Genomic DNA, 18,621 nt, shown 5'->3' with positions numbered 1-18,621 from the left:
GTCGAGCGCCTCGATGACCAGGCCGCTCATCGGGTCCGCTGCACCCGGCCCTCGTCCCACACCGGGCCGTCGGACTCGTAGACCTCACCGTCGGCGCCGTACACGAGGAACCGGTCGAAGCCGCGGGCGAACCAGCGGTCGTGGGTCACGGCGAGGACGGTGCCGTCGAACGCCTCGAGATCCTCCTCCAGCGCCTCCGCGGACTGGACGTCGAGGTTGTCGGTCGGCTCGTCGAGGAGCAGCAGCGTCGCTCCCGACAGCTCGAGCAGCAGGATCTGGAAGCGGGCCTGCTGGCCACCGGAGAGCGACTCGAACTTCTGCTCGCCGGCGTGCGCCAGCTCGTAGCGGTCCAGCACGCGGGCCGCCTGCTCGCGGCCCATGCCGGAGCGGCCGTGGGGCGAGCCGTCACCGCGGTGCAGGATCTCGAGCAGGGTGCGGCCGAGCAGCTCGGGGTGCTCGTGGGTCTGCACGAACCAGCCCGGGCGCACGCGCGCGCCGAGCTTGGCCTTGCCCTGGTGGAGCACGGGCTTGATCGGCGCGTCACCGACCGGGCGGTGCTCGACGTCCGGGTCGCTGCCCCCGGCGGCCAGGAGCCGCAGGAAGTGGGACTTGCCGGACCCGTTGGAGCCGAGCACGGCGACCCGCTCGCCGTACCAGACCTCGAGGTCGAAGGGCTTCATCAGCCCGGTCAGCTCGAGGTCCTCGCAGACGACCGCGCGCTTGCCGGTGCGACCACCCTTGAGCCGCATCGAGACCTGCTGCTCGCGGGGTTGCTGGATCGGCGGGCCGGCCTCCTCGAACTTGCGCAGCCGGGTCTGGGCGGCGCGGTACTGCGACGCCATGCCGTCGTTGTACTCCGCCTTGATCTTGTAGTGCAGGACGAGCTGCTTGAGCTTGGCGTGCTCCTCGTCCCACCGTCGGCGCAGCTCCTCGAAGCGCGCGAACCGGTCGAGCCGGGCCTGGTGGTACGACGCGAAGCCGCCGGCGTGCGTCCACACGGTGTTGCCGGCAGCGCCCAGCTCGACGGTCACGACTCGGGTGGCCGTGTTGTCGAGCAGCTCGCGGTCGTGGCTGATCATCAGGATCGTCTTGTCCGACTCGCGCACCCGCTCCTCGAGCCAGATCTTGCCGGGGACGTCGAGGAAGTTGTCGGGCTCGTCGAGCAGCAGCACCTCGTCGGGGCCGCGGAGCAGGAACTCGAGCACCAGCCGTTTCTGCTCCCCTCCCGACAGCGTCTTCAGCGACCGGTACTTCGCCCGGTCGTAGGACAGGGCGAGGGCGGCGATCGTGCAGACGTCCCAGGTGACCTCGACGTCGTACCCACCGGCGTCGGCGAACTCCGACAGCGCGTGGGCGTAGGCCATCTGCGTCTTCTCGTCGTCGGTCTCCATCAGCGCCAGCTCGTAGCGGTCGACCTCGGCGGCTGCCTGCCGGATCCGGGGCGGGGAGACGCTGAGCAGCAGGTCGGCGACGGTCGGGTCCTCGCCGAGACCGGCGCCGACCATCTGGCGCATCACGCCGAGGCCGCCCGAGCGGGTCACCGCGCCGGCGTGCGGCGTCAGGTCGCCGGTGATGATCCGCAGCAGGGTCGTCTTGCCGGCGCCGTTCGCGCCGACCAGCGCGACCTTGGCGCCCTCGCCCACCCGGAACGACACGTCGTCCAGCAGCACCCGCCCGTCCGGCAGCTCGTACCGCACCCCTGCCACATCCACGTGTCCCACGTCGGAGCATTCTCCGCCATCACGACCAGGCATGACACCGGGTCTTGCCGCACGGGCCCCGACACGACGGCTAGTCCCAGACGACCGACTCCACGATCGGCCCGACCAGGGCGACCGCCTCGTCGTACGAGTCGGCGCGCGTCTGCACCAGCATCAGCGCGCTGGCACCGTCGCCGGCGACCGGGACCAGCACCTTGTGCACCCAGGGCTTCCGCGTCCGGTCCGGGCAGTCGAAGACCGGGCCGTCGGTGAAGTCGCTGTCGTCCAGCCGCTCACACACGATGTCGTAGGAGTCGGCCAGGGCCGCGCTGGTGGTGATCGCCTGCTGCTCGGCGCCGTCCTCGTGCTCGGCGATGCTGACGACCAGCTGGTCATCGTCGGTCGCACCACGGGCCACGAGCACGATCGGCGGCTCGGCCAGGTCGGGCGCCGAGGTCCAGCCCCGCGGCAGGTCGAGCCCGAGCACGCCGCCGCTGGCCTGCACGTCACGGTCGGCAGGCTCGGCCGACCCGCTGGGGGTCGTGCAACCGGTGAGGACGGCCAGCGTCCCGAGGAAGAGTGTCCAGTGCCTCATGCCTCCAGTGAAGTCCGATCCGCCGCCCGCCGCTGAGGTCGTCCACAGGGCACCGGCGCGATCGCGGGTGGCGCGCCGCCGGCCGCGCGACCGGACTCCTGAGAGGCCTCCTAAACTCTGCCCATGACGCGGGGAGCCGAGGAGGACGAGCACGAGCTCGTCAGCAGCAGTCTCCGGCCGCTCCCCTACCCCCGCACCCGCCACCGGGTCCGCATCGTCGCGATGGTGACGTACGCCGTCCTGCTGGTGCTGTGGTCGGAGACGCTCGGCATCCCCAACGACACCGTCCAGGTGTTCGTCTGGCTCTGGTTCGGCACCATCGCGTGGAACATCGAGGCGCGGCCGCGCTACCACCTGAACTTCGTCAAGGACTGGTGGATCCCGGTCGCCGGCCTGGTCATCTACTTCTACACGCGGGGGCTCACCGACGAGCTCGGCCTGCCCGTGCACGTCTTCATGCCCATCCACGTCGACGAGTGGATCGGCTTCGGCCAGACCCCGACCGAGCGCCTCCAGCACGCCCTGTGCGGCAACCCGTGCGTCAAGGAGAGCGAGCCGCGCTGGTACGACGTGCTCTTCACCACGACGTACGCCACGCACTTCGTCACCGGCCTGACGATCGCGGCGGTGCTGTGGGTGCGCAACCGGGCCGAGTGGATCAAGTGGATGCGCCGCTACGTGATCATCAACTTCGGCGCGCTCGTCATCTACATCGCCTACCCGATGGCGCCGCCGTGGATGGCCTCCGAGGAGGGCTGGCTGCACGCCGACGTCGTCCGGATCACCGGCCGCGGCTGGCACGACATCGGACTCGGCCGCTTCGACCTGGTGCTCCAGGGCGTCGGCAACCCGGTGGCCGCGATGCCGTCGCTGCACGCCGGGATCACGTTCCTCATCGCGATCTACGGCATCCAGCGGCTACGGACACCGTGGCGCTGGCTGCTCGCCCTCTACCCGCTGATGATGTCCACGGCGCTCGTCTACTACGCCGAGCACTACGTGGTCGACGTGCTGGCGGGCGCCCTGCTCGCGGTGGCCGTGCTGGTCGGCTGCCAGCTCTGGGAGAACAGCCGCGACCGGGCGCCGCGGGTCACTCCTCGGTCGACTTCGCCCAGAGGTTGATGCCGGCATCGACGGCGTCCTCGTCGATCGCCTGGAGCTCCTCGGCCGTGAGGTCGGGGAACGCGAGCGCGTCGAGGTTCGTGTCGAGCTGCTCGACGCTCGACGCACCGATGACCGCCGAGGTCACCCGCGGGTCGCGCACCGCCCACTGCAGCGCCAGCTGGGCGAGCTTCTGCCCGCGCGCCTGCGCGATCTCGTTGAGCCGCCGGACGTGGCCGAGGGTCTTGTCGTCGAGGTGGTCCCCGCCGATGCTGGAGCCCTCGCGCGCCGCCCGCGAGTCGTCCGGGACGCCGTCGAGGTAGCGGTCGGTCAGCAGCCCCTGCGCCAGCGGCGAGAAGACGATGCAGCCCATCCCCTGCTGCTCGAGCTCGTCGAGGAGGTCCTCCTCGATCCAGCGGTTGAGCATCGAGTACGACGGCTGGTGGATCAGCAGCGGCGTGCCCAGGTCGCGGGCGATGGACGCCGCCTCGTTCGTCTTCGCCGCGGAGTACGACGAGATGCCGGCGTACAGCGCCTTGCCCTGCCGCACCGCGTGGTCGAGCGCCATCATCGTCTCCTCGACCGGCGTGTCGGGGTCGAAGCGGTGGCTGTAGAAGATGTCGACGTACTCGAGGCCCAGCCGGCCCAGTGACTGGTCGAGCGAGGAGAGCAGGTACTTCCGCGACCCGCCGCCCTGCCCGTACGGCCCTGGCCACATGTCGTAGCCCGCCTTCGTCGAGATCACCAGCTCGTCGCGGTACGGCGCGAAGTCGTCCTTCAGGTAGCGCCCGAAGTTCTCCTCCGCCCGCCCGTACGGCGGACCGTAGTTGTTGGCGAGGTCGACGTGGGTCACCCCGCGGTCGAACGCCCGGCGCAGGATCGCGCGCTGGTTGTCCTCCGACCGGTCGTCCCCGAAGTTCTGCCACAGCCCCAGGGAGATCACCGGCAGCTGCAGCCCGCTGCGCCCGCTGTGGCGATAGCGCATCCCGGTGGCGTCGGTGTCGTATCGGTCCTCGGCGGCTTCGTAGGTCATGGCACCAGGCTGCCATGAGCGCACATCGGCGATCAGTCGATCAACCGCGGGCGTCCGCGCCGACCATCCGCAGCGCGAGCAGCCGGTAGTGCGCGGCGACCTGGTCGGGCGTCCAGCGCCCCTCGTCGCGGAACCACCGGGCGACGTCGACGCCGAGCGACAGGACGGCGAGGGCGGTCATGTGCGGGTCCGGGGTGTGGAAGACGCCGGTCGCGACGCCCCGGTCGATGACGTCGCGGACGACGACGTCGATGTCGTTGCGGATCGCCACGATCTCGGCGAGGTGGTCCTCCCGGAGCGCGGCGAGCTCGTAGTTGATGACGCGCGCCCCGGTGTGCGCCACCGCGTGGTCGCGCACGAAGTCCTCGACCAGCGTGCCCAGCTGCTCGACCGGGGCGTCCGACGAAGCCACCGACGTGCGCACCATCGCCAGCACCCGCTCGTGCCCGAGCCGGGCCAGCTCGAAGAGCAGCTCCTCCTTGGAGCGGTGGTGCACGTAGAGCGCGGCGGGGCTCATGCCGGCGGCGGTCGAGATGTCCCGGGTGGTGGTGCCGTGGAAGCCCTTGACCGCGAACGCGTCGACCGCGGCCCGGGCGAGCCGGGTCCGGGCATCGACCACGGGGCTGGACGGGCTCATGCCGAGCATGGTAAGCAAGCGCTTAGTCACTCGGCAAGAGCACCCAGAGGAGAGCAGTGTGAACGGACTCGCCGGCAAGGTCGCGATCGTGACCGGAGCCAGCCGAGGGATCGGCCTCGGGATCGCCCAGCGACTGGTGGAGGAGGGCGCGAAGGTCTGCATCACCGCCCGCAAGCCGGAGGCTCTCGACGAGGCGGTGGCCGCGCTCGGCGGGCCCGAGCACGCGATCGCGGTGGCCGGCAAGGCCGACGACCCCGAGCACCGCGAGGACGCCGTACGCCGCACCATCGAGGCGTTCGGCAGCCTGGACCTGCTGGTCAACAACGCCGGCATCAACCCGGTCTTCGGCCCCCTCGTCGAGCTCGACCTCGCCGCGGCCCGCAAGGTCGTCGAGGTCAACGCGCTGGGCGCGCTCGCGTGGGTGCAGGTCGCCCACCGGGCCTGGATGGGCGAGCACGGCGGCGCGGTCGTCAACATCTCGTCGGTCTCGGGCGTGAAGCCCGCGCCGATGATCGCGATGTACGGCGCGTCGAAGGCGATGATGATCAGCCTGACCGAGTCACTGGCCGTCGAGCTCGGCCCGACGATCCGCGTCAACGCGGTGGCCCCCGCGGTCGTGAAGACCGCGTTCGCCGGCCCCCTCTACGAGGGCCGTGAGGACGAGGTGGCCGCGCACTACCCGCTCCAGCGCCTCGGCGTCCCGGAGGACGTGGCCGGCGCGGTCGCCTTCCTCCTGTCCGACGACGCCGCCTGGCTCACCGGGCAGACCGTCGTCCTCGACGGCGGTGTCACGCTGACCGGCGGCGTCTGATGGGCACCTTCCAGGACCAGGGCGTCGTCGTGACCGGCGCCGGCCGCGGCATCGGCCGCGCGCTCGCGACCCGGGCCGCCGCCGAAGGCGCCCGCGTGGTCGTCAACGACCTCGACCCCGTCACCGCCCAGGCCGTCGCCGACGAGCTCGGCGGCACGGCGGTGCCGGGTGACGTCTCGTCCACGGACGGCGTGCGCGCCGTGATCGACTCGGCGACCGAGGCACTCGGCCGGATCGACGTCTTCTTCGCCAACGCCGGCATCGACGGCGCCGGCAAGGACGCCTCCGGCGGCGACAGCCTCCAGGCCCCCGATGACGTCTGGGACCGGATCATCGACGTCAACGTGATGGCCCACGTCCGCGCCGCCCGCGAGCTGGTGCCGCGCTGGCTCGAGGACGGCCAGGGCGGCCGCTTCGTCGTGACCGCCTCGGCGGCCGGGCTGCTGACGATGATCGGCAGCGCGCCGTACTCCGTCACCAAGCACGCCGCCGTCGGCTTCGCCGAGTGGCTGTCGGTCACCTACGGCGCGCGCGGCGTCGACGTGCACGCGATCTGCCCGCAGGGCGTCCAGACCCAGATGCTCGAGGACGCAGGACCCCTGCAGGCGCTGCTCTCCCGCGACAGCGCGCTCCCGCCGGAGGCCGTGGCCGACGCCGCCGTCACCGCGATCGCCGAGGGCCGCTTCCTGGTCCTCCCCCACCCGGAGGTCGCGGGCTACTACGCCGCCCGCGCCGCGGACACCGACCGGTGGCTGGCGGGGATGCGCCGGCTGCAGCAGAAGGTCGACGAGGCAGGAGCAGCACTCTGATGGCCGATCTCCAGACCCACGACGTCCCCGGCCTCGACCTCGACGCCTTCCGACGGTGGTACGACGGGCAGCGGCCCGGCGAGCTCGGCGGCGAGCTGCGCGCCCGGGTGATCGCGGGCGGCAAGTCCAACCTGACCTACGAGGTCACCGACGGCGCCGGCTGGTGGATCGTGCGCCGCCCGCCGCTCGGCCACGTGCAGGCGACCGCCCACGACATGGGCCGCGAGTACACCGCGATGACCGCGCTGGTCGACACCGACGTCCCGGTGCCCACGACGTACGCCCACTGCGCCGACCCCGACGTGCTGGGAGCGCCGTTCTACGTGATGGAGCGGGTCCCCGGCACGGCGTACCGCTCCGCGAAGCAGCTGGAGCCGCTCGGCCCCGAGCGCACCGCGACCATCGCGGGCCGGATGGTCGACGCGCTGGCGGCGCTGCACGCGGTGGACCCGGCCGAGGTCGGGCTCACGGAGTTCGGTCGCCCGCAGGGCTTCCTCGAGCGCCAGGTCCGGCGGTGGGGCAAGCAGCTCGAGGGCTCGAAGACCCGCGAGCGCCCGAACGCCGAGGAGCTGCACCGCCTGCTCACGGCCCAGGTGCCCGCGGAGGACCCGGCGGTGGTCGGCATCGTGCACGGCGACTACCGCCTCGACAACCTGCTCACCGGCGACGACGACCAGGTCAAGGCCGTCGTCGACTGGGAGATGGCGACGCTCGGCGACACCCGCACCGATGTCGCCCTGCTGCTCGTCTACGACCAGGTGGCGCTGCTCGCCGGCGGCGACCTGGTCGCCGACGTCAGCCGTGCGCCCGGCTATCCCGACGCCGCCGGCCACCTCGCGCGGTACGCGCAGGCCAGCGGGCGCGAGCTCGGAGACATGGGATTCCACCTCGCCCTCGCCTACTTCAAGCTCGCGGTGATCCTCGAGGGCATCCACTTCCGCTACCTGCAAGGCCAGACCGTCGGCGAGGGCTTCGACCAGATCGGCGCCGGTTTCGACCCGCTGATCGCCGCCGGCCTCGACGCACTCGACACGAACTGAGGACACCGAAACCCCATGGACTTCGACTTCGACGACACGACCACCGAGCTGCGCGACCGGCTGCTCACCTTCATGGCCGACCGGATCGTGCCGAGCGAGCCGGTCTTCCACGACCAGCTCGGCCGGCTGGAGAACCCCTGGGCGTGGTCGACGGTGCCGGTCCTCCAGGAGCTGCGGGCCGAGGCGCGCGAGCTCGGGCTGTGGAACCTCTTCCTCCCGGCCGAGCACGCCGACAGCCCCGGCCTGACCAACCTCCAGTACGCCCCGCTCGCCGAGATCACCGGCCACAGCGGCCACCTCGCTCCGGCCGTGCTCAACTGCGCGGCGCCCGACACCGGCAACATGGAGGTGCTCTCGCTCTTCGGCACCCCCGAGCAGAAGGAGCGCTGGCTCCGGCCACTGCTGGCCGCCGAGATCCGCTCGTCGTTCGCGATGACCGAGCCGGACGTCGCCTCCTCCGACGCCACCAACATCGAGACGAGGATCGAGCGGGACGGCGACGAGTACGTGCTCAACGGTCGCAAGTGGTGGATCACCGGGGCGATGAACCCCGAGGCCGAGATCTTCATCGTGATGGGCAAGACCGACCCGAGCGCGTCACGGCACCGCCAGCAGAGCCAGGTGCTGGTCCCCCGCGACACCCCCGGCCTGGAGATCATCCGGGGCATGGAGGTCTTCGGGTACGACGACCACGAGCACGGCGGCCACGCCGAGCTGGCGTTCCACGACGTGCGCGTGCCGGTCACGAACCTGATCGGCGAGGAGGGCGCCGGCTTCGCGATCGCCCAGGCCCGCCTGGGTCCTGGCCGCATCCACCACTGCATGCGCGCCATCGGCGTCGCCGAGGCCGCGATCGAGCTGATGTGCCGGCGCGCGTCGTCACGCGTCGCCTTCGGGCGACCGCTCGCGAACCAGGGCGTGATCCGCGACTGGATCGCCGAGTCCCGCGTGCGGGTCGAGCAGCTGCGGCTGCTGGTGCTCAAGACCGCGTGGCTGATGGACACCGTCGGCAACCGCGGCGCCCACACCGAGATCCAGGCGATCAAGATCGCCACCCCCCAGACCGTCCAGTGGATCCTCGACAAGGCCATCCAGGTGCACGGCGCCGGCGGGCTCTCGCAGGACTTCCCGCTCGCCTCGGCGTACGCCGGGATCCGCACGCTGCGCTTCGCCGACGGGCCGGACGAGGTGCACAAGAACTCCCTGGCCAAGACCGAGATCGCCCGGCACCTCGAAGCGCCCACCAGCAGTGACTGACGCCGACGACCTGCGCGAGCGCGTCGACGCGCTGCTCGCGGAGCACCCGCCCGAGACCACCGAACGGCTCGACTTCCTGCGCGCCCGCTTCGACGCGGGCCTCGCCTGGGTGCACTTCCCGGAGGGCCTCGGCGGGCTCGGCCTGGCCCGCGGCCTCCAGGCCGCCGTCGACGAGCAGCTCGTCGCCGCCGGCGCCCCGGACAACAACCCGGGGCGGATCGGCATCGGCCTCGGCATGGCCGCGCCGACGATCTTGATGTTCGGCACCGAGGAGCAGCAGCAGCGCTACCTCCGGCCGCTGTGGTGCGGCGAGGAGGTGTGGTGCCAGCTCTTCTCCGAGCCGGGCGCCGGGTCCGACCTGGCCGGGCTCGCGACCCGGGCGGTGCTGGACCCTTCGACCGGCTCAGGACACCGCGACGACACGTGGATCGTCAACGGCCAGAAGGTCTGGACGTCGTCCGCGCACATCGCCGACCGCGCGATCCTGGTCGCGCGCACCGACCCCGACCAGCCCAAACACGCCGGGCTGTCGTACTTCCTGGTCGACATGCACGACCCGGGCGTCGAGGTCCGGCCGCTGCGGCAGATCACCGGCGAGGCGGAGTTCAACGAGGTCTTCCTGACCGACGTGCGGATCCCCGACTCCAACCGGGTCGGCGACGTCGGCGCCGGCTGGCAGGTCGCCAACGGCACCTTGATGAACGAGCGGGTCGCGATCGGCGGCGGCGCCTTCCCACGCGAGTCCGGGATGATCGGCAAGGTCGCCGAGACCTGGCGCACCCGGCCCGAGCTCCGCACCCCCGGGACCCACGAGCGGCTGCTCGGGCTCTGGGTCGAGTCCGAGGTCGCCCGGCTGACGGGCACCCGCCTGCGCCAGAAGCTCGCGGCCGGCACCCCCGGGCCCGAGGGCTCGGCGATGAAGCTGACCTTCGCCCGGCTCAACCAGGAGCTCTCGGCGCTCGAGGTCGAGCTGCTCGGCGACGACGGCCTGCGCTACGGCGACTGGGCGATGACCCGGCCCGAGATCGTCGACTTCACCGGCAAGGACGCCGGCTACCGCTACCTCCGCTCCAAGGGCAACTCCATCGAGGGCGGCACGTCGGAGATCCTCCGCAACGTGGTCTCCGAGCGGATCCTCGGGCTGCCGAGCGAGCACCGCGTCGACAAGGACATCCCGTGGAAGGATCTCCCCCGATGACCGAGCTCACGCTGCTGCCCGACGACGTCGAGCAGGACCTGCGGGCCTCGGTGCGCAAGGCGCTCGAGAAGCACTCGCCCACCGAGCGCCTGAACGCGATCTACGACGGCACCGACGAGGTCTCCGGCCCGCTGTGGTCCGCGTTCGTCGAGCTCGGCCTGCCCGGGCTGCTGGTGCCCGAGTCGCTGGGCGGCGCCGGCGCGACCGCCGTCGAGGCCGCGGCCGTGCTCGAGGAGGTGGGCCGGGCCGCCGCGCCCTCGCCCTACCTGACCTCGAGCGTCGTCGCGACGACAGCCCTGGTGGCGCTGGGCGACACGACGATCCTGCCGCTGCTCGCCTCCGGCGAGCAGACGGCGGCGTTGCTGGTCCGGCCGACGGCGCTGCGACACGGACCTGCTGCGCTCACCACCGTCGGGCTGCCCGCAGACGTGCTGCTGCTGCCCGAGGGCAACGCGCTGTACGCCGTGCGCGGCGCGACGACCACGCCGATCTCCTCGCTCGACATGACCCGCCCGCTCGGTGAGGTCGACCTCGCCGGGTCCGAGCGGACGCTGGTGTCCGACGACGCGGCGGCCGCGATCGACCGCGCGCTCCTGACGGGTGCGGGACTGCTCGCCGCCGAGCAGGTCGGCCTCGCCCGGTGGTCGCTGGAGACGACGATCGAGTACCTCCAGGAGCGCCGCCAGTTCGGCCGGGTCGTCGGCGGGTTCCAGGCGCTCAAGCACCGGCTCGCCGACCTGTACGCCGCGGTCGAGCAGGCCGACGCCGCCGCCCGCTACGCCGCCGCCACCCTCGCGGCCGACGACCCCGACGCCCCGGTCGCGGTCGCGGTGGCGGCCTCGTTCTGCTCCGAGGCGGCCGTGCACGCGGCCGAGGAGGCGGTCCAGCTGCACGGCGGCCTCGGCATGACCTGGGAGCACCCGGCCCACCTGCACCTCAAGCGGGCCAAGGCCGACCAGCTGCTCCTCGGCACCCCCGAGTCCCACCGGCAGGCTCTCGCCGGCCTCGTCGACCTCCCCGCTTGAGAAGGTGACCCCATGGACCTCAGCCTGAACCCCGAGCAGCAGGCCTTCCGCGACCTCGCGCGCGACTTCCTCGAGAAGGAGGCGATCCCGCACCGCACCCGGTGGGACCGCGACGAGTCCGTCGACCTCGACATCATCCCCCAGATGGCGGAGATCGGCTTCTTCGGGCTCACCATCCCCGAGGAGTACGGCGGCCTCGGCGGCGACTACCTGACCTACGTGCTCGGCATGGAGGAGCTCGGCCGCGCCGACTCCGCGCTGCGCGGGATCGTGTCGGTGTCCAACGGCCTGGTCGGCAAGTCGATCCTCGGCTTCGGCACCGAGGAGCAGAAGCAGGAGTGGCTGCCGGGCATCGCCACCGGCACCAAGCTCGGCTGCTTCGGCCTCACCGAGCCCGACACCGGCTCCGACGCGGGCAACCTGACGTCGCGGGCGAGGAAGGACGGCTCCGACTACGTCATCAGCGGCCAGAAGCTCTTCATCACCAACGGCACCTGGGCCGACGTGGCGCTGGTCTTCGCGCGCACCGGCGGCGACGGGCCCCGGGGCGTCACCGCGTTCCTCGTCCCCACCGACACCCCGGGCTTCGAGGCCCGCGAGATCAAGGGCAAGCTCGGCCTGCGCGGCCAGGCCACCGCCGAGCTGTTCCTGACCGACGTACGCGTGCCCGAGTCGGCGCGCCTCGGCGACGAGGGCCAGGGCTTCCGGATCGCGATGACCACGCTCGACAAGGGCCGGGTCTCGGTCGCCGCGGGCTGCGTCGGCATCGTCCAAGGCTGCCTGGAGACCGCGGTCGAGTACGCGACGACCCGCACCCAGTTCGGGAAGAAGATCGGCGCCTTCCAGCTGGTCCAGGAGTTGATCTCCGACATGTCCGTCGACGCCGACGCCGCGCGGCTCCTGGTGTGGCGCTGCGCCGACCTGATCGACCGCGGCGAACCGTTCGGCACCGCGGCGTCGAAGGCCAAGCTCTTCGCGTCGGAGGCCGCCGTCCGCGCCGCCAACAACGCGATCCAGGTCTACGGCGGCGCCGGGTACGTCGACGAGTACCCCGCCGCGAAGTACCTTCGCGACGCTCGGGTGATGACCCTCTACGAAGGAACCAGCCAGATCCAGAAGCTGCTCATCGGGCGTGCCGAGACCGGCATCAACGCCTTCCTCTGACCTCACTCAGGAGTTCCCGTGCCGCTCGACCCCCACCTCGAGGCCCTGCTCGACTTCATCGCGTCCGCGGGCCTCCCGCCGACGTCGCAGGGCACTCCCGAGACCGCGCGCGCCGACTTCCGCGACCTGGCCGTCAACAGCCGCCCCGTCGACGCGCTCCCGCCCGTCGCCTCGGTGGAGGACATCGCCGTGCCGGGCGGGGCCGGTCCGCGCCCGGCCCGCGTCTACCGGCCGTCGACACCGGGCCCGCTGCCCACGATCGTGCTGCTGCACGGCGGTGGTTTCGTGATCGGCGACCTCGACACCCACGACCTCACCGCGCGCACGCTCGCCAACGGCTGCGACGCGGTGGTCGTCTCCGTCGACTACCGGCTCGCCCCGGAGGACCCGTGGCCGGCCGGCGTCGAGGACGTGGTCGCCGCGACCCGGTGGGCCGCGTCCGCGCTGCCCACGCTGGGCGGCAACGATCGCCTCGCCGTCGCCGGTGACAGCGCCGGTGGCAACCTCTCGGCGGTCGTCGCGCAGGCGATGCGTGACGAGGGCATCCCCCTGGCCGGGCAGCTGCTCATCTATCCGGTCACCGACCGCCGCGGCAGCTACCCCTCCCACCAGGAGAACGGGACCGGCTACCTCCTCGACCTCGACACGATGCGGTGGTTCGACGAGCATTACGTCGGCCACCTCACCGATGTCGACGACACCGACCCCCGACTCGCGCCCCTGCACGGCGACCTGACCGGCCTCGCCCCCGCCGTGCTCGTGGTCGCCGAGTTCGACCCGCTCCGCGACGACGGGCTGGCGTACGCCGCCGCGCTGGAGGCCGCGGGGGTGCCCGTCGAGGTCCGGACGTTCCCCGGCATGATCCACGGCTTCATCGACATGGGCCGCCACTCTCCGGGCGCCCAGGCCGCCGTCGACGAGACCTGCGCGCTGTTCCGCACCGTCCTCCACGGCTGAGCGGGGCCTCGTCCCGGCCGGCAGAGGGCGGTCAGCCGCGACGCGTCACCAGGATCCGGAATCCCTTCGCGCTGGCGACCCGCTCGGTCGGGTACCCCTGCTCGCCCAGCCAGCGCTGGAGCGAGTCGGCGCCGAGGTTCTTGCCGACCACCATCACCGCACGGCCACCCGGCGCGAGCCGCGGCAGCCAGGTGAGCAGCAGGTCGTGCAGCGCAGCCTTGCCGATCCGGATGGGCGGGTTCGACCAGATCTCGTCGTACGTCGAGTCCGCGGCCACGCCGTCCGGGGTCGACGCGGTGTAGCGGTCGGACACCCCCAGCGCCGCGGCGTTCTCGTTGGCGAGCAGCACCGCGCGCTCGTTGACGTCGACGGCGGTGACGACGGCGTCGGGCACCGCGACCGCCACCGCGAGCCCGATCACGCCGTACCCGCAGCCGAGATCGAGGACCCGGCCCGGCGCCGGGGGCTGGGTCTCGCGGAAGAGGATGGCCGTCCCGATGTCGACACGACCCTGGGCGAAGACCCCCGAGCCGCTGGTCAGCTCGAGCTCGTGGCCCCACACCGACGCGCTGACGGGCGCCCGCTTGAACGCGACGGCCGGGTCGGCGCTGAAGTAGTGGTCGTCATCCATCGACGGACCTCCGGCGCCGGGTCTCCTCGGCGCGGCCGCGCAGCTCGGCGTCCGGCGGGTAGGCGACCTCCTCGAGCGTGAGCCCGTGGGCGTGGATGACCACCACGGCAGGGTCGCGGGCACCCGCGCGCAGCATCTCGCCGGCCCACGACGCCGGACGGCGCCCCTCACCGATCGCCATCAGGCAGCCGACGAGCGACCGCACCATGCTGTGGCAGAAGGCATCGGCGCGCACGGCTCCGACCACCAGGCCGTGGTCGTCGCGGGTCCAGTGCAGGTCGAGCAGGGTGCGGATCGTGGTGGCACCCTCGCGCTGCTTGCAGAACGACGCGAAGTCGTGGCGGCCGACCAGGACGGCCGACGCCTCGTTCATCAGGTCCAGGTCGAGCACCCGGGGCCAGGCCAGCACGTGCTTGCGCGTGAGCGGGTCCACGGTGTCCGGGTTGTCGGCGATCCGGTAGGTGTAGCGGCGCCACAGCGCACTGAACCGGGCGTCGAAACCGTCCGGCGCCTCGGCCACCCTGCGCACCCGGACGTCGCCGCTGAGGATGCCGTTGAGCCGGCGGACCAGCGCCTCCGGCGGCAGCTCGCGTGAGCGACCGGCGGCCCGCAGGAGCGCGTCCTCGTCCACGTCGACATGGACCACCTGGCCGCGCGCATGGACACCCGTGTCGGTGCGGCCGGCGCAGGTCACCCCGACGTAGGGCACCCGCAGCGCTCGCGCCAGTGCGGCGGACAGCTCGCCCTGCACGGTCCGCAGCCCCGGCTGGACGGCCCAGCCGTGGAAGTCGGTGCCGTCGTAGGCGAGGTCGATCCGGAGGCGCACGATGGGAAAGCCTATTGCGTCGGGCTTCTAGGCTTTCCATCGTGAGCATCCCGATGCCGGCCATCGTGCTGATCTCCGGGGAACATCCCGACGAGATGGCTGCGGGCTTCGCCCGCTACGAGCGCGAGTACGACGTACGCCTCGCCTCCTCCCTGCACGACGCACTGCAGACCACGCACGACGTGGTCGCCGAGGGCGGGACCGTCGCCCTGTTCGTCAGCGAGTCCGTGCTCCCCGACGCCGAGGTCCTCGTCGCCTTCCACAAGCTCCGCGAGAAGGTGCCCACCGCCCGCCGGGTGATCGCGGCGCACTGGGAGCACTTCATCGTCGACGCCGAGGGCCTGCGAGCCGCGATGGCCAAGGGCAAGTACGACGCCTACCTGCTGATGCCGCGCGGCGCCCGCGACGAGGAGTTCCACAACGCGATCATCGACCTGCTCTCGGACTGGGGATCGACGGTTCCCGATCCCGAGGTCGTCGCGGTCAAGATCATCTCGCCGGTGCGCGACGCCCTGACCCTCGCGATCCGCGACTTCTTCGACCGGATGGGCATGCCGAGCCGGGTCTGGCCTCCCGACAGCGACGCGGGCCGCTACGTCCTCGAGCGATGGGACGGCGAGCCCGGTTTCCCGCTGGTGCACGCGCTCAACCGGCCGACCATCCGTCCCACCTCGGTCCGCGACGTGGCGATCAGCGTCTACGGGTCCCCGACCGAGATCGACGTCGACCACGTGGTCGACGTCGCGGTCGTCGGCGGCGGCCCGGCCGGTCTCGCCGCGGCCGTCTACGCGTCGTCCGAGGGCCTCACCACCGTCGTGCTCGAAGCGGAGGCCATCGGCGGGCAGGCCGGCACCAGCTCGATGATCCGCAACTACCTCGGTTTCCCTCGCGGCATCTCCGGTATGCGACTCGCCCAGCGTGCGCGCAACCAGGCGCTGCGCTTCGGCACCCGCTTCTACACCGGCCAGGTGGTCGACGAGCTGCGTCCGGGCTACGACGGCGCCCCCCACGTGCTGTGCACCGACAGCGGCGAGGTCCGGGCCCGCTGCGTGGTGATCACCAGCGGGGTCGCCTACCGCAAGCTGCGCGTCGACCCGATCGAGGAGCTGGTCGGGATGGGCGTCTACTACGGCGCCGCGATGACGGCCGCCCGCGAGATGGAGGGCCAGGACGTCTTCGTGGTCGGCGGCGGCAACTCCGCCGGCCAGGCGGCGATCCACCTCTCCCGGTTCGCCCGCACGGTCACCATCCTGGTCCGGCGTCCCGACCTGGCCGAGACCATGTCGGCCTACCTGATCGGCGAGATCGAGTACAACTCGCGGATCGCGGTGCGCACCTGCACGGTGGTGGTCGACGGCGGTGGTGACGGCCGTCTCGAGTGGCTGTGCCTCGAGGACGTCCGCACCGGCGACCGGGAGCGGGTGCCGGCGTACGGGCTCTTCCTGCTGCTCGGCGCCGAGCCGCGCTGCGACTGGCTTCCCGGCGCCGTCGCGCGCGACCCGCGGGGTTTCGTGCTCACCGGCCGCGACGTCCCCCAGGAGACCTGGGCGGACGGCCTGCCGCCGGAGCCCCTGGCGACCACCGTGCCCGGGATCTTCGCCGCGGGCGACGTCCGCGCGGGATCCATGAAGCGGGTGGCCTCGGCGAGCGGCGAAGGGGCGTCCGTCGTACCGCTGGTGCACGCCTGGTTGGCGCCCGAGCCGACCGCGTGACCGCGGTCGACACCGGCGCGGTCGCCGGCTGGGTGCGCGAGGGCGGCCCCCGGCACGCCCTGCTGCTGCACGGCGGACCGGGCCTGGGCTACGAGTACCTCGACGCCCTCGCCGACGAGATCGGGCCGGCCTGGTCGGTCGCGTCGTTCCAGCAGCGCGGCCTGGCTCCGTCGACTCTCGACGGTCCGTTCGACATCGCGACGGCGGTCGCCGACATCGCGGCCTTCCTCGACGCGCTCGGCTGGGACCGGGCGGTGCTGGTCGGTCACTCGTGGGGCGGCCACCTCGCCCTGCACGCCGCCGTGGCGATCCCGGACCGGTTCGTCGGCGTGCTCGGGGTCGACCCGCTCGGCGCCGTGGGCGACGGTGGCCAGCAGGAGTTCGCCGAGGCCCTGACCGCGCGGATCCCCGCCGACGACCTGGCCCGGCTCGCGGACGCCGCCGACAGCGTCGAGGCGCTGCGGATCCTCTGGCCCGGTTACGCCGCGAACCCTGCGGACCCGCCGCCGTTCCCCGGGGTCCGGATCTCCGACGAGGTCAGCGACGCACTGTGGGTCGACATCCGGGCGCGGATGGGCGCCCTCGCGGCGGCGCTGGCCGACCTCGCCGTACCCGTCGGCATCGTCACCGGCGGCGCCGGCCCGATGCCCGCGACGGCGGCCTCCGACATCGTGGAGGTGGTCCCGGACGCCTGGCTCGAGGTCGTCGACGGGGCCGGCCACTTCCCGTGGCTGGAGCGCCCCGGGTGCGTGGGTGCGGCGCTCGACCGGCTGATGGCCTAGATCTCGCCGCGGTACGGCGGGTCCGCGCCGGGCCGGGACACGGTGATGGCGGCCGCCCGCGCTGCGTGGGCCAGGATCTCGGCGATCTCCTCGGCCGTCAGGTCCCGGAGCGGGCCGCGGTCCCACAGCGCGTCGATCACGGCCGCCCCGAAGGTGTCACCGGCGCCGATGGTGTCGGCCACGACGACGGGCTCCGAGGCGACCTCGACGGTGTGCTCGGCACCCCACCAGGTGGCGCCCTCACCGCCCTGGGTCACCACGACCGCCGCCGGACCCAGCCTCAGCAGGTGCGCGGCCGCCTCGGCGAGCTCGAGGTCCGGGTAGAGATGGGCCAGGTCCTCGTCGGAGGCTTTCACCAGGTCGGCCACCGCGGCCGTCCGCTCGACCCTGGTCACCAGAGCGGGACCGGTGCCGGTGATCGCGGGTCGGGCGTTGATGTCGTAGGTGATCGTCGCGATCCCCCGCAGCCCGCTCACCAGCTCGAGGACCTGGTCGGCCCCCGGTTCGAGCACCGCGCCGAGTGAGCAGAGGTGCACGAAGTCCGGGGCGCCCGCCGCGACCTCCGCGATCCGCCACTCCAGGTCGAACTCGTACGACGCCGCCCCGTCGGCACCGATCGTCGCCGCCGCCGTGGCGGTCCTCGCCAGCGCGTGCGGGTCGCTCGCCAGCTCCACCCCGGCCCGCGCAAGGTGCTCGGCGAGGACGCCGCCCCGCTCGTCGTCGGCCCATGCGGTCACGAACCGCACCGCGCGACCGAGCCGGGCGAGCGCGACGGCCACGTTGGCCGCGCTGCCCCCGGCGTACTCCCGCGTGCTGCCGTCGGCGGCGTGCACGATGTCGACGAGAGACTCACCGACCACGAGGACGGTCGACGCGGTGCTCGATTGCATGGGACGTCTCTACCATGCCCCCATGGATGTCCACCCGCTCGACGCGACCTCGGCGGTCCCGCCGTACGAACAGCTCCGGGTCCAGGTCGCGACCCGCGCGGCCTCGGGCGACCTGCCGGCCGGCACCCGGCTGCCGACGGTCCGCGCGCTGGCCGCGGAGCTGCACCTCGCGGTCAACACCGTGGCCCGCGCCTACCGGGAGCTCGAGATCGACGGCGTGACCACCAGCGAGGGCCGTCGCGGCACGTTCATCGCCTCTTCCGCCGCCGGCTCGTCGCCCGACGCCACGCGTGCTGCCGCGGACTACGTGGCCACCGCCCGCGGCCTCGGGCTCACCCTCCCCGAGGCCGTGCGCCTCGTCGAGCAGTCCTGGACCCGGTGACGCGGGTCGGTGGTTGAGTCCTGTCGCCCCCGGTGGTTGAGGAAGGACGAAGTCCTGTCGTCCCCGGTGGT

Annotated in this window: 19 protein-coding genes; 12 read left to right on the top strand and 7 right to left on the bottom strand. The window is 72.6% G+C overall.

Going from position 1 to position 18,621, the window contains the following annotated elements; translation table 11 throughout:
* Positions 1–26 precede the first annotated feature (26 nt).
* On the bottom strand, positions 27–1,721 hold the full coding sequence (locus PD653B2_RS21530) for an ABC-F family ATP-binding cassette domain-containing protein (protein WP_085874472.1): 1,695 nt from the start codon (positions 1,719–1,721) through the stop codon (positions 27–29).
* Between the two features lie 70 nt (positions 1,722–1,791).
* Complete coding sequence (locus tag PD653B2_RS21525; RefSeq protein WP_085874471.1) at positions 1,792–2,295, bottom strand: hypothetical protein; 504 nt, start codon at positions 2,293–2,295, stop codon at positions 1,792–1,794.
* A 123-nt stretch (positions 2,296–2,418) separates the two neighbouring features.
* On the opposite strand from PD653B2_RS21525, the gene PD653B2_RS21520 reads away from it, so the two are divergent.
* The gene (locus PD653B2_RS21520; protein WP_085874470.1) at positions 2,419–3,417 is read left to right on the top strand and encodes a phosphatase PAP2 family protein; all 999 of its coding nucleotides are present in this window, start codon (positions 2,419–2,421) and stop codon (positions 3,415–3,417) included.
* On the opposite strand, the gene mgrA is transcribed toward PD653B2_RS21520, so the two are convergent.
* Both mgrA and PD653B2_RS21510 read right to left on the bottom strand, forming a co-directional pair.
* Positions 3,386–4,429 (bottom strand): L-glyceraldehyde 3-phosphate reductase, encoded by a 1,044-nt coding sequence (mgrA, locus tag PD653B2_RS21515; RefSeq protein ID WP_085874469.1) that lies wholly within the window; start codon positions 4,427–4,429, stop codon positions 3,386–3,388. The two genes, PD653B2_RS21520 and mgrA, sit on opposite strands and share 32 nt — an antisense overlap.
* Before the next feature lie 40 nt (positions 4,430–4,469).
* On the bottom strand, positions 4,470–5,066 hold the full coding sequence (locus PD653B2_RS21510; protein ID WP_242665390.1) for a TetR/AcrR family transcriptional regulator: 597 nt from the start codon (positions 5,064–5,066) through the stop codon (positions 4,470–4,472).
* 58 nt (positions 5,067–5,124) lie between these two features.
* On the opposite strand from PD653B2_RS21510, the gene PD653B2_RS21505 reads away from it, so the two are divergent.
* Genes PD653B2_RS21505 through PD653B2_RS21470 form a run of 8 tightly spaced genes read left to right on the top strand, consistent with a single transcriptional unit; the run spans position 5,125 to position 13,327 of the window.
* Positions 5,125–5,877, top strand: coding sequence for an SDR family oxidoreductase (locus PD653B2_RS21505; protein ID WP_242665389.1), 753 nt, complete (start codon positions 5,125–5,127; stop codon positions 5,875–5,877).
* Positions 5,877–6,686 carry an SDR family oxidoreductase gene (locus PD653B2_RS21500; protein ID WP_085874467.1) on the top strand — a complete coding sequence of 270 codons (810 nt, stop codon included), beginning with the start codon at positions 5,877–5,879 and terminating at the stop codon, positions 6,684–6,686. Before PD653B2_RS21505 ends, PD653B2_RS21500 begins: the two co-directional genes overlap by 1 nt.
* Positions 6,686–7,726 (top strand): phosphotransferase family protein, encoded by a 1,041-nt coding sequence (locus PD653B2_RS21495; protein WP_085874466.1) that lies wholly within the window; start codon positions 6,686–6,688, stop codon positions 7,724–7,726. Before PD653B2_RS21500 ends, PD653B2_RS21495 begins: the two co-directional genes overlap by 1 nt.
* Before the next feature lie 15 nt (positions 7,727–7,741).
* The gene (locus tag PD653B2_RS21490) at positions 7,742–8,983 is read left to right on the top strand and encodes an acyl-CoA dehydrogenase family protein (RefSeq protein WP_085874465.1); all 1,242 of its coding nucleotides are present in this window, start codon (positions 7,742–7,744) and stop codon (positions 8,981–8,983) included.
* A complete protein-coding gene (locus PD653B2_RS21485; protein ID WP_085874464.1) occupies positions 8,976–10,181 on the top strand; it encodes an acyl-CoA dehydrogenase family protein in 1,206 nt (401 codons plus the stop codon). Before PD653B2_RS21490 ends, PD653B2_RS21485 begins: the two co-directional genes overlap by 8 nt.
* The gene (locus tag PD653B2_RS21480; protein ID WP_085874463.1) at positions 10,178–11,206 is read left to right on the top strand and encodes an acyl-CoA dehydrogenase family protein; all 1,029 of its coding nucleotides are present in this window, start codon (positions 10,178–10,180) and stop codon (positions 11,204–11,206) included. Before PD653B2_RS21485 ends, PD653B2_RS21480 begins: the two co-directional genes overlap by 4 nt.
* A 12-nt stretch (positions 11,207–11,218) precedes the next feature.
* The gene (locus PD653B2_RS21475) at positions 11,219–12,370 is read left to right on the top strand and encodes an acyl-CoA dehydrogenase family protein (RefSeq protein WP_085874462.1); all 1,152 of its coding nucleotides are present in this window, start codon (positions 11,219–11,221) and stop codon (positions 12,368–12,370) included.
* Between the two features lie 18 nt (positions 12,371–12,388).
* Complete coding sequence (locus PD653B2_RS21470) at positions 12,389–13,327, top strand: alpha/beta hydrolase (protein ID WP_085874461.1); 939 nt, start codon at positions 12,389–12,391, stop codon at positions 13,325–13,327.
* 31 nt (positions 13,328–13,358) lie between these two features.
* Here PD653B2_RS21470 and PD653B2_RS21465 read toward each other — a convergent pair whose 3' ends face one another.
* Both PD653B2_RS21465 and truA read right to left on the bottom strand, forming a co-directional pair.
* On the bottom strand, positions 13,359–13,958 hold the full coding sequence (locus tag PD653B2_RS21465; RefSeq protein ID WP_085874460.1) for a class I SAM-dependent methyltransferase: 600 nt from the start codon (positions 13,956–13,958) through the stop codon (positions 13,359–13,361).
* A complete protein-coding gene (gene truA / locus PD653B2_RS21460; RefSeq protein ID WP_085874459.1) occupies positions 13,951–14,784 on the bottom strand; it encodes a tRNA pseudouridine(38-40) synthase TruA in 834 nt (277 codons plus the stop codon). The genes PD653B2_RS21465 and truA overlap by 8 nt, the downstream gene beginning before the upstream one ends.
* 41 nt (positions 14,785–14,825) lie before the next feature.
* On the opposite strand from truA, the gene PD653B2_RS21455 reads away from it, so the two are divergent.
* Both PD653B2_RS21455 and PD653B2_RS21450 read left to right on the top strand, forming a co-directional pair.
* Positions 14,826–16,496, top strand: a complete 1,671-nt coding sequence (locus tag PD653B2_RS21455) for an FAD-dependent oxidoreductase (RefSeq protein WP_242665388.1) — start codon at positions 14,826–14,828, stop codon at positions 16,494–16,496.
* Complete coding sequence (locus PD653B2_RS21450; protein WP_165763576.1) at positions 16,493–17,278, top strand: alpha/beta fold hydrolase; 786 nt, start codon at positions 16,493–16,495, stop codon at positions 17,276–17,278. The genes PD653B2_RS21455 and PD653B2_RS21450 overlap by 4 nt, the downstream gene beginning before the upstream one ends.
* On the opposite strand, the gene PD653B2_RS21445 is transcribed toward PD653B2_RS21450, so the two are convergent.
* On the bottom strand, positions 17,275–18,168 hold the full coding sequence (locus PD653B2_RS21445) for a PfkB family carbohydrate kinase (RefSeq protein ID WP_085874457.1): 894 nt from the start codon (positions 18,166–18,168) through the stop codon (positions 17,275–17,277). The genes PD653B2_RS21450 and PD653B2_RS21445 overlap by 4 nt on opposite strands.
* A gap of 22 nt (positions 18,169–18,190) precedes the next feature.
* On the opposite strand from PD653B2_RS21445, the gene PD653B2_RS21440 reads away from it, so the two are divergent.
* On the top strand, positions 18,191–18,550 hold the full coding sequence (locus PD653B2_RS21440; RefSeq protein WP_085874456.1) for a GntR family transcriptional regulator: 360 nt from the start codon (positions 18,191–18,193) through the stop codon (positions 18,548–18,550).
* Positions 18,551–18,621 lie beyond the last annotated feature (71 nt).

The organism is Nocardioides sp. PD653-B2 (genome assembly GCF_002117935.1).
Taxonomy (GTDB): domain Bacteria; phylum Actinomycetota; class Actinomycetes; order Propionibacteriales; family Nocardioidaceae; genus Nocardioides.
The sequence above is the reverse complement of the archived record's forward strand: the minus strand, read 5'-3'. Positions and strand labels throughout refer to the sequence as shown.

Coding starts and splice junctions, on each gene's coding strand:
- PD653B2_RS21525 (WP_085874471.1), bottom strand. CDS start 2,295: ATGAGGCACTGGACACTCTTCCTCGGGACGCTGGCCGTCCTCACCGGT.
- PD653B2_RS21520 (WP_085874470.1), top strand. CDS start 2,419: ATGACGCGGGGAGCCGAGGAGGACGAGCACGAGCTCGTCAGCAGCAGT.
- mgrA (WP_085874469.1), bottom strand. CDS start 4,429: ATGACCTACGAAGCCGCCGAGGACCGATACGACACCGACGCCACCGGG.
- PD653B2_RS21510 (WP_242665390.1), bottom strand. CDS start 5,066: ATGAGCCCGTCCAGCCCCGTGGTCGATGCCCGGACCCGGCTCGCCCGG.
- PD653B2_RS21500 (WP_085874467.1), top strand. CDS start 5,877: ATGGGCACCTTCCAGGACCAGGGCGTCGTCGTGACCGGCGCCGGCCGC.
- PD653B2_RS21495 (WP_085874466.1), top strand. CDS start 6,686: ATGGCCGATCTCCAGACCCACGACGTCCCCGGCCTCGACCTCGACGCC.
- PD653B2_RS21490 (WP_085874465.1), top strand. CDS start 7,742: ATGGACTTCGACTTCGACGACACGACCACCGAGCTGCGCGACCGGCTG.
- PD653B2_RS21480 (WP_085874463.1), top strand. CDS start 10,178: ATGACCGAGCTCACGCTGCTGCCCGACGACGTCGAGCAGGACCTGCGG.
- PD653B2_RS21475 (WP_085874462.1), top strand. CDS start 11,219: ATGGACCTCAGCCTGAACCCCGAGCAGCAGGCCTTCCGCGACCTCGCG.
- PD653B2_RS21465 (WP_085874460.1), bottom strand. CDS start 13,958: ATGGATGACGACCACTACTTCAGCGCCGACCCGGCCGTCGCGTTCAAG.
- PD653B2_RS21445 (WP_085874457.1), bottom strand. CDS start 18,168: ATGCAATCGAGCACCGCGTCGACCGTCCTCGTGGTCGGTGAGTCTCTC.
- PD653B2_RS21440 (WP_085874456.1), top strand. CDS start 18,191: ATGGATGTCCACCCGCTCGACGCGACCTCGGCGGTCCCGCCGTACGAA.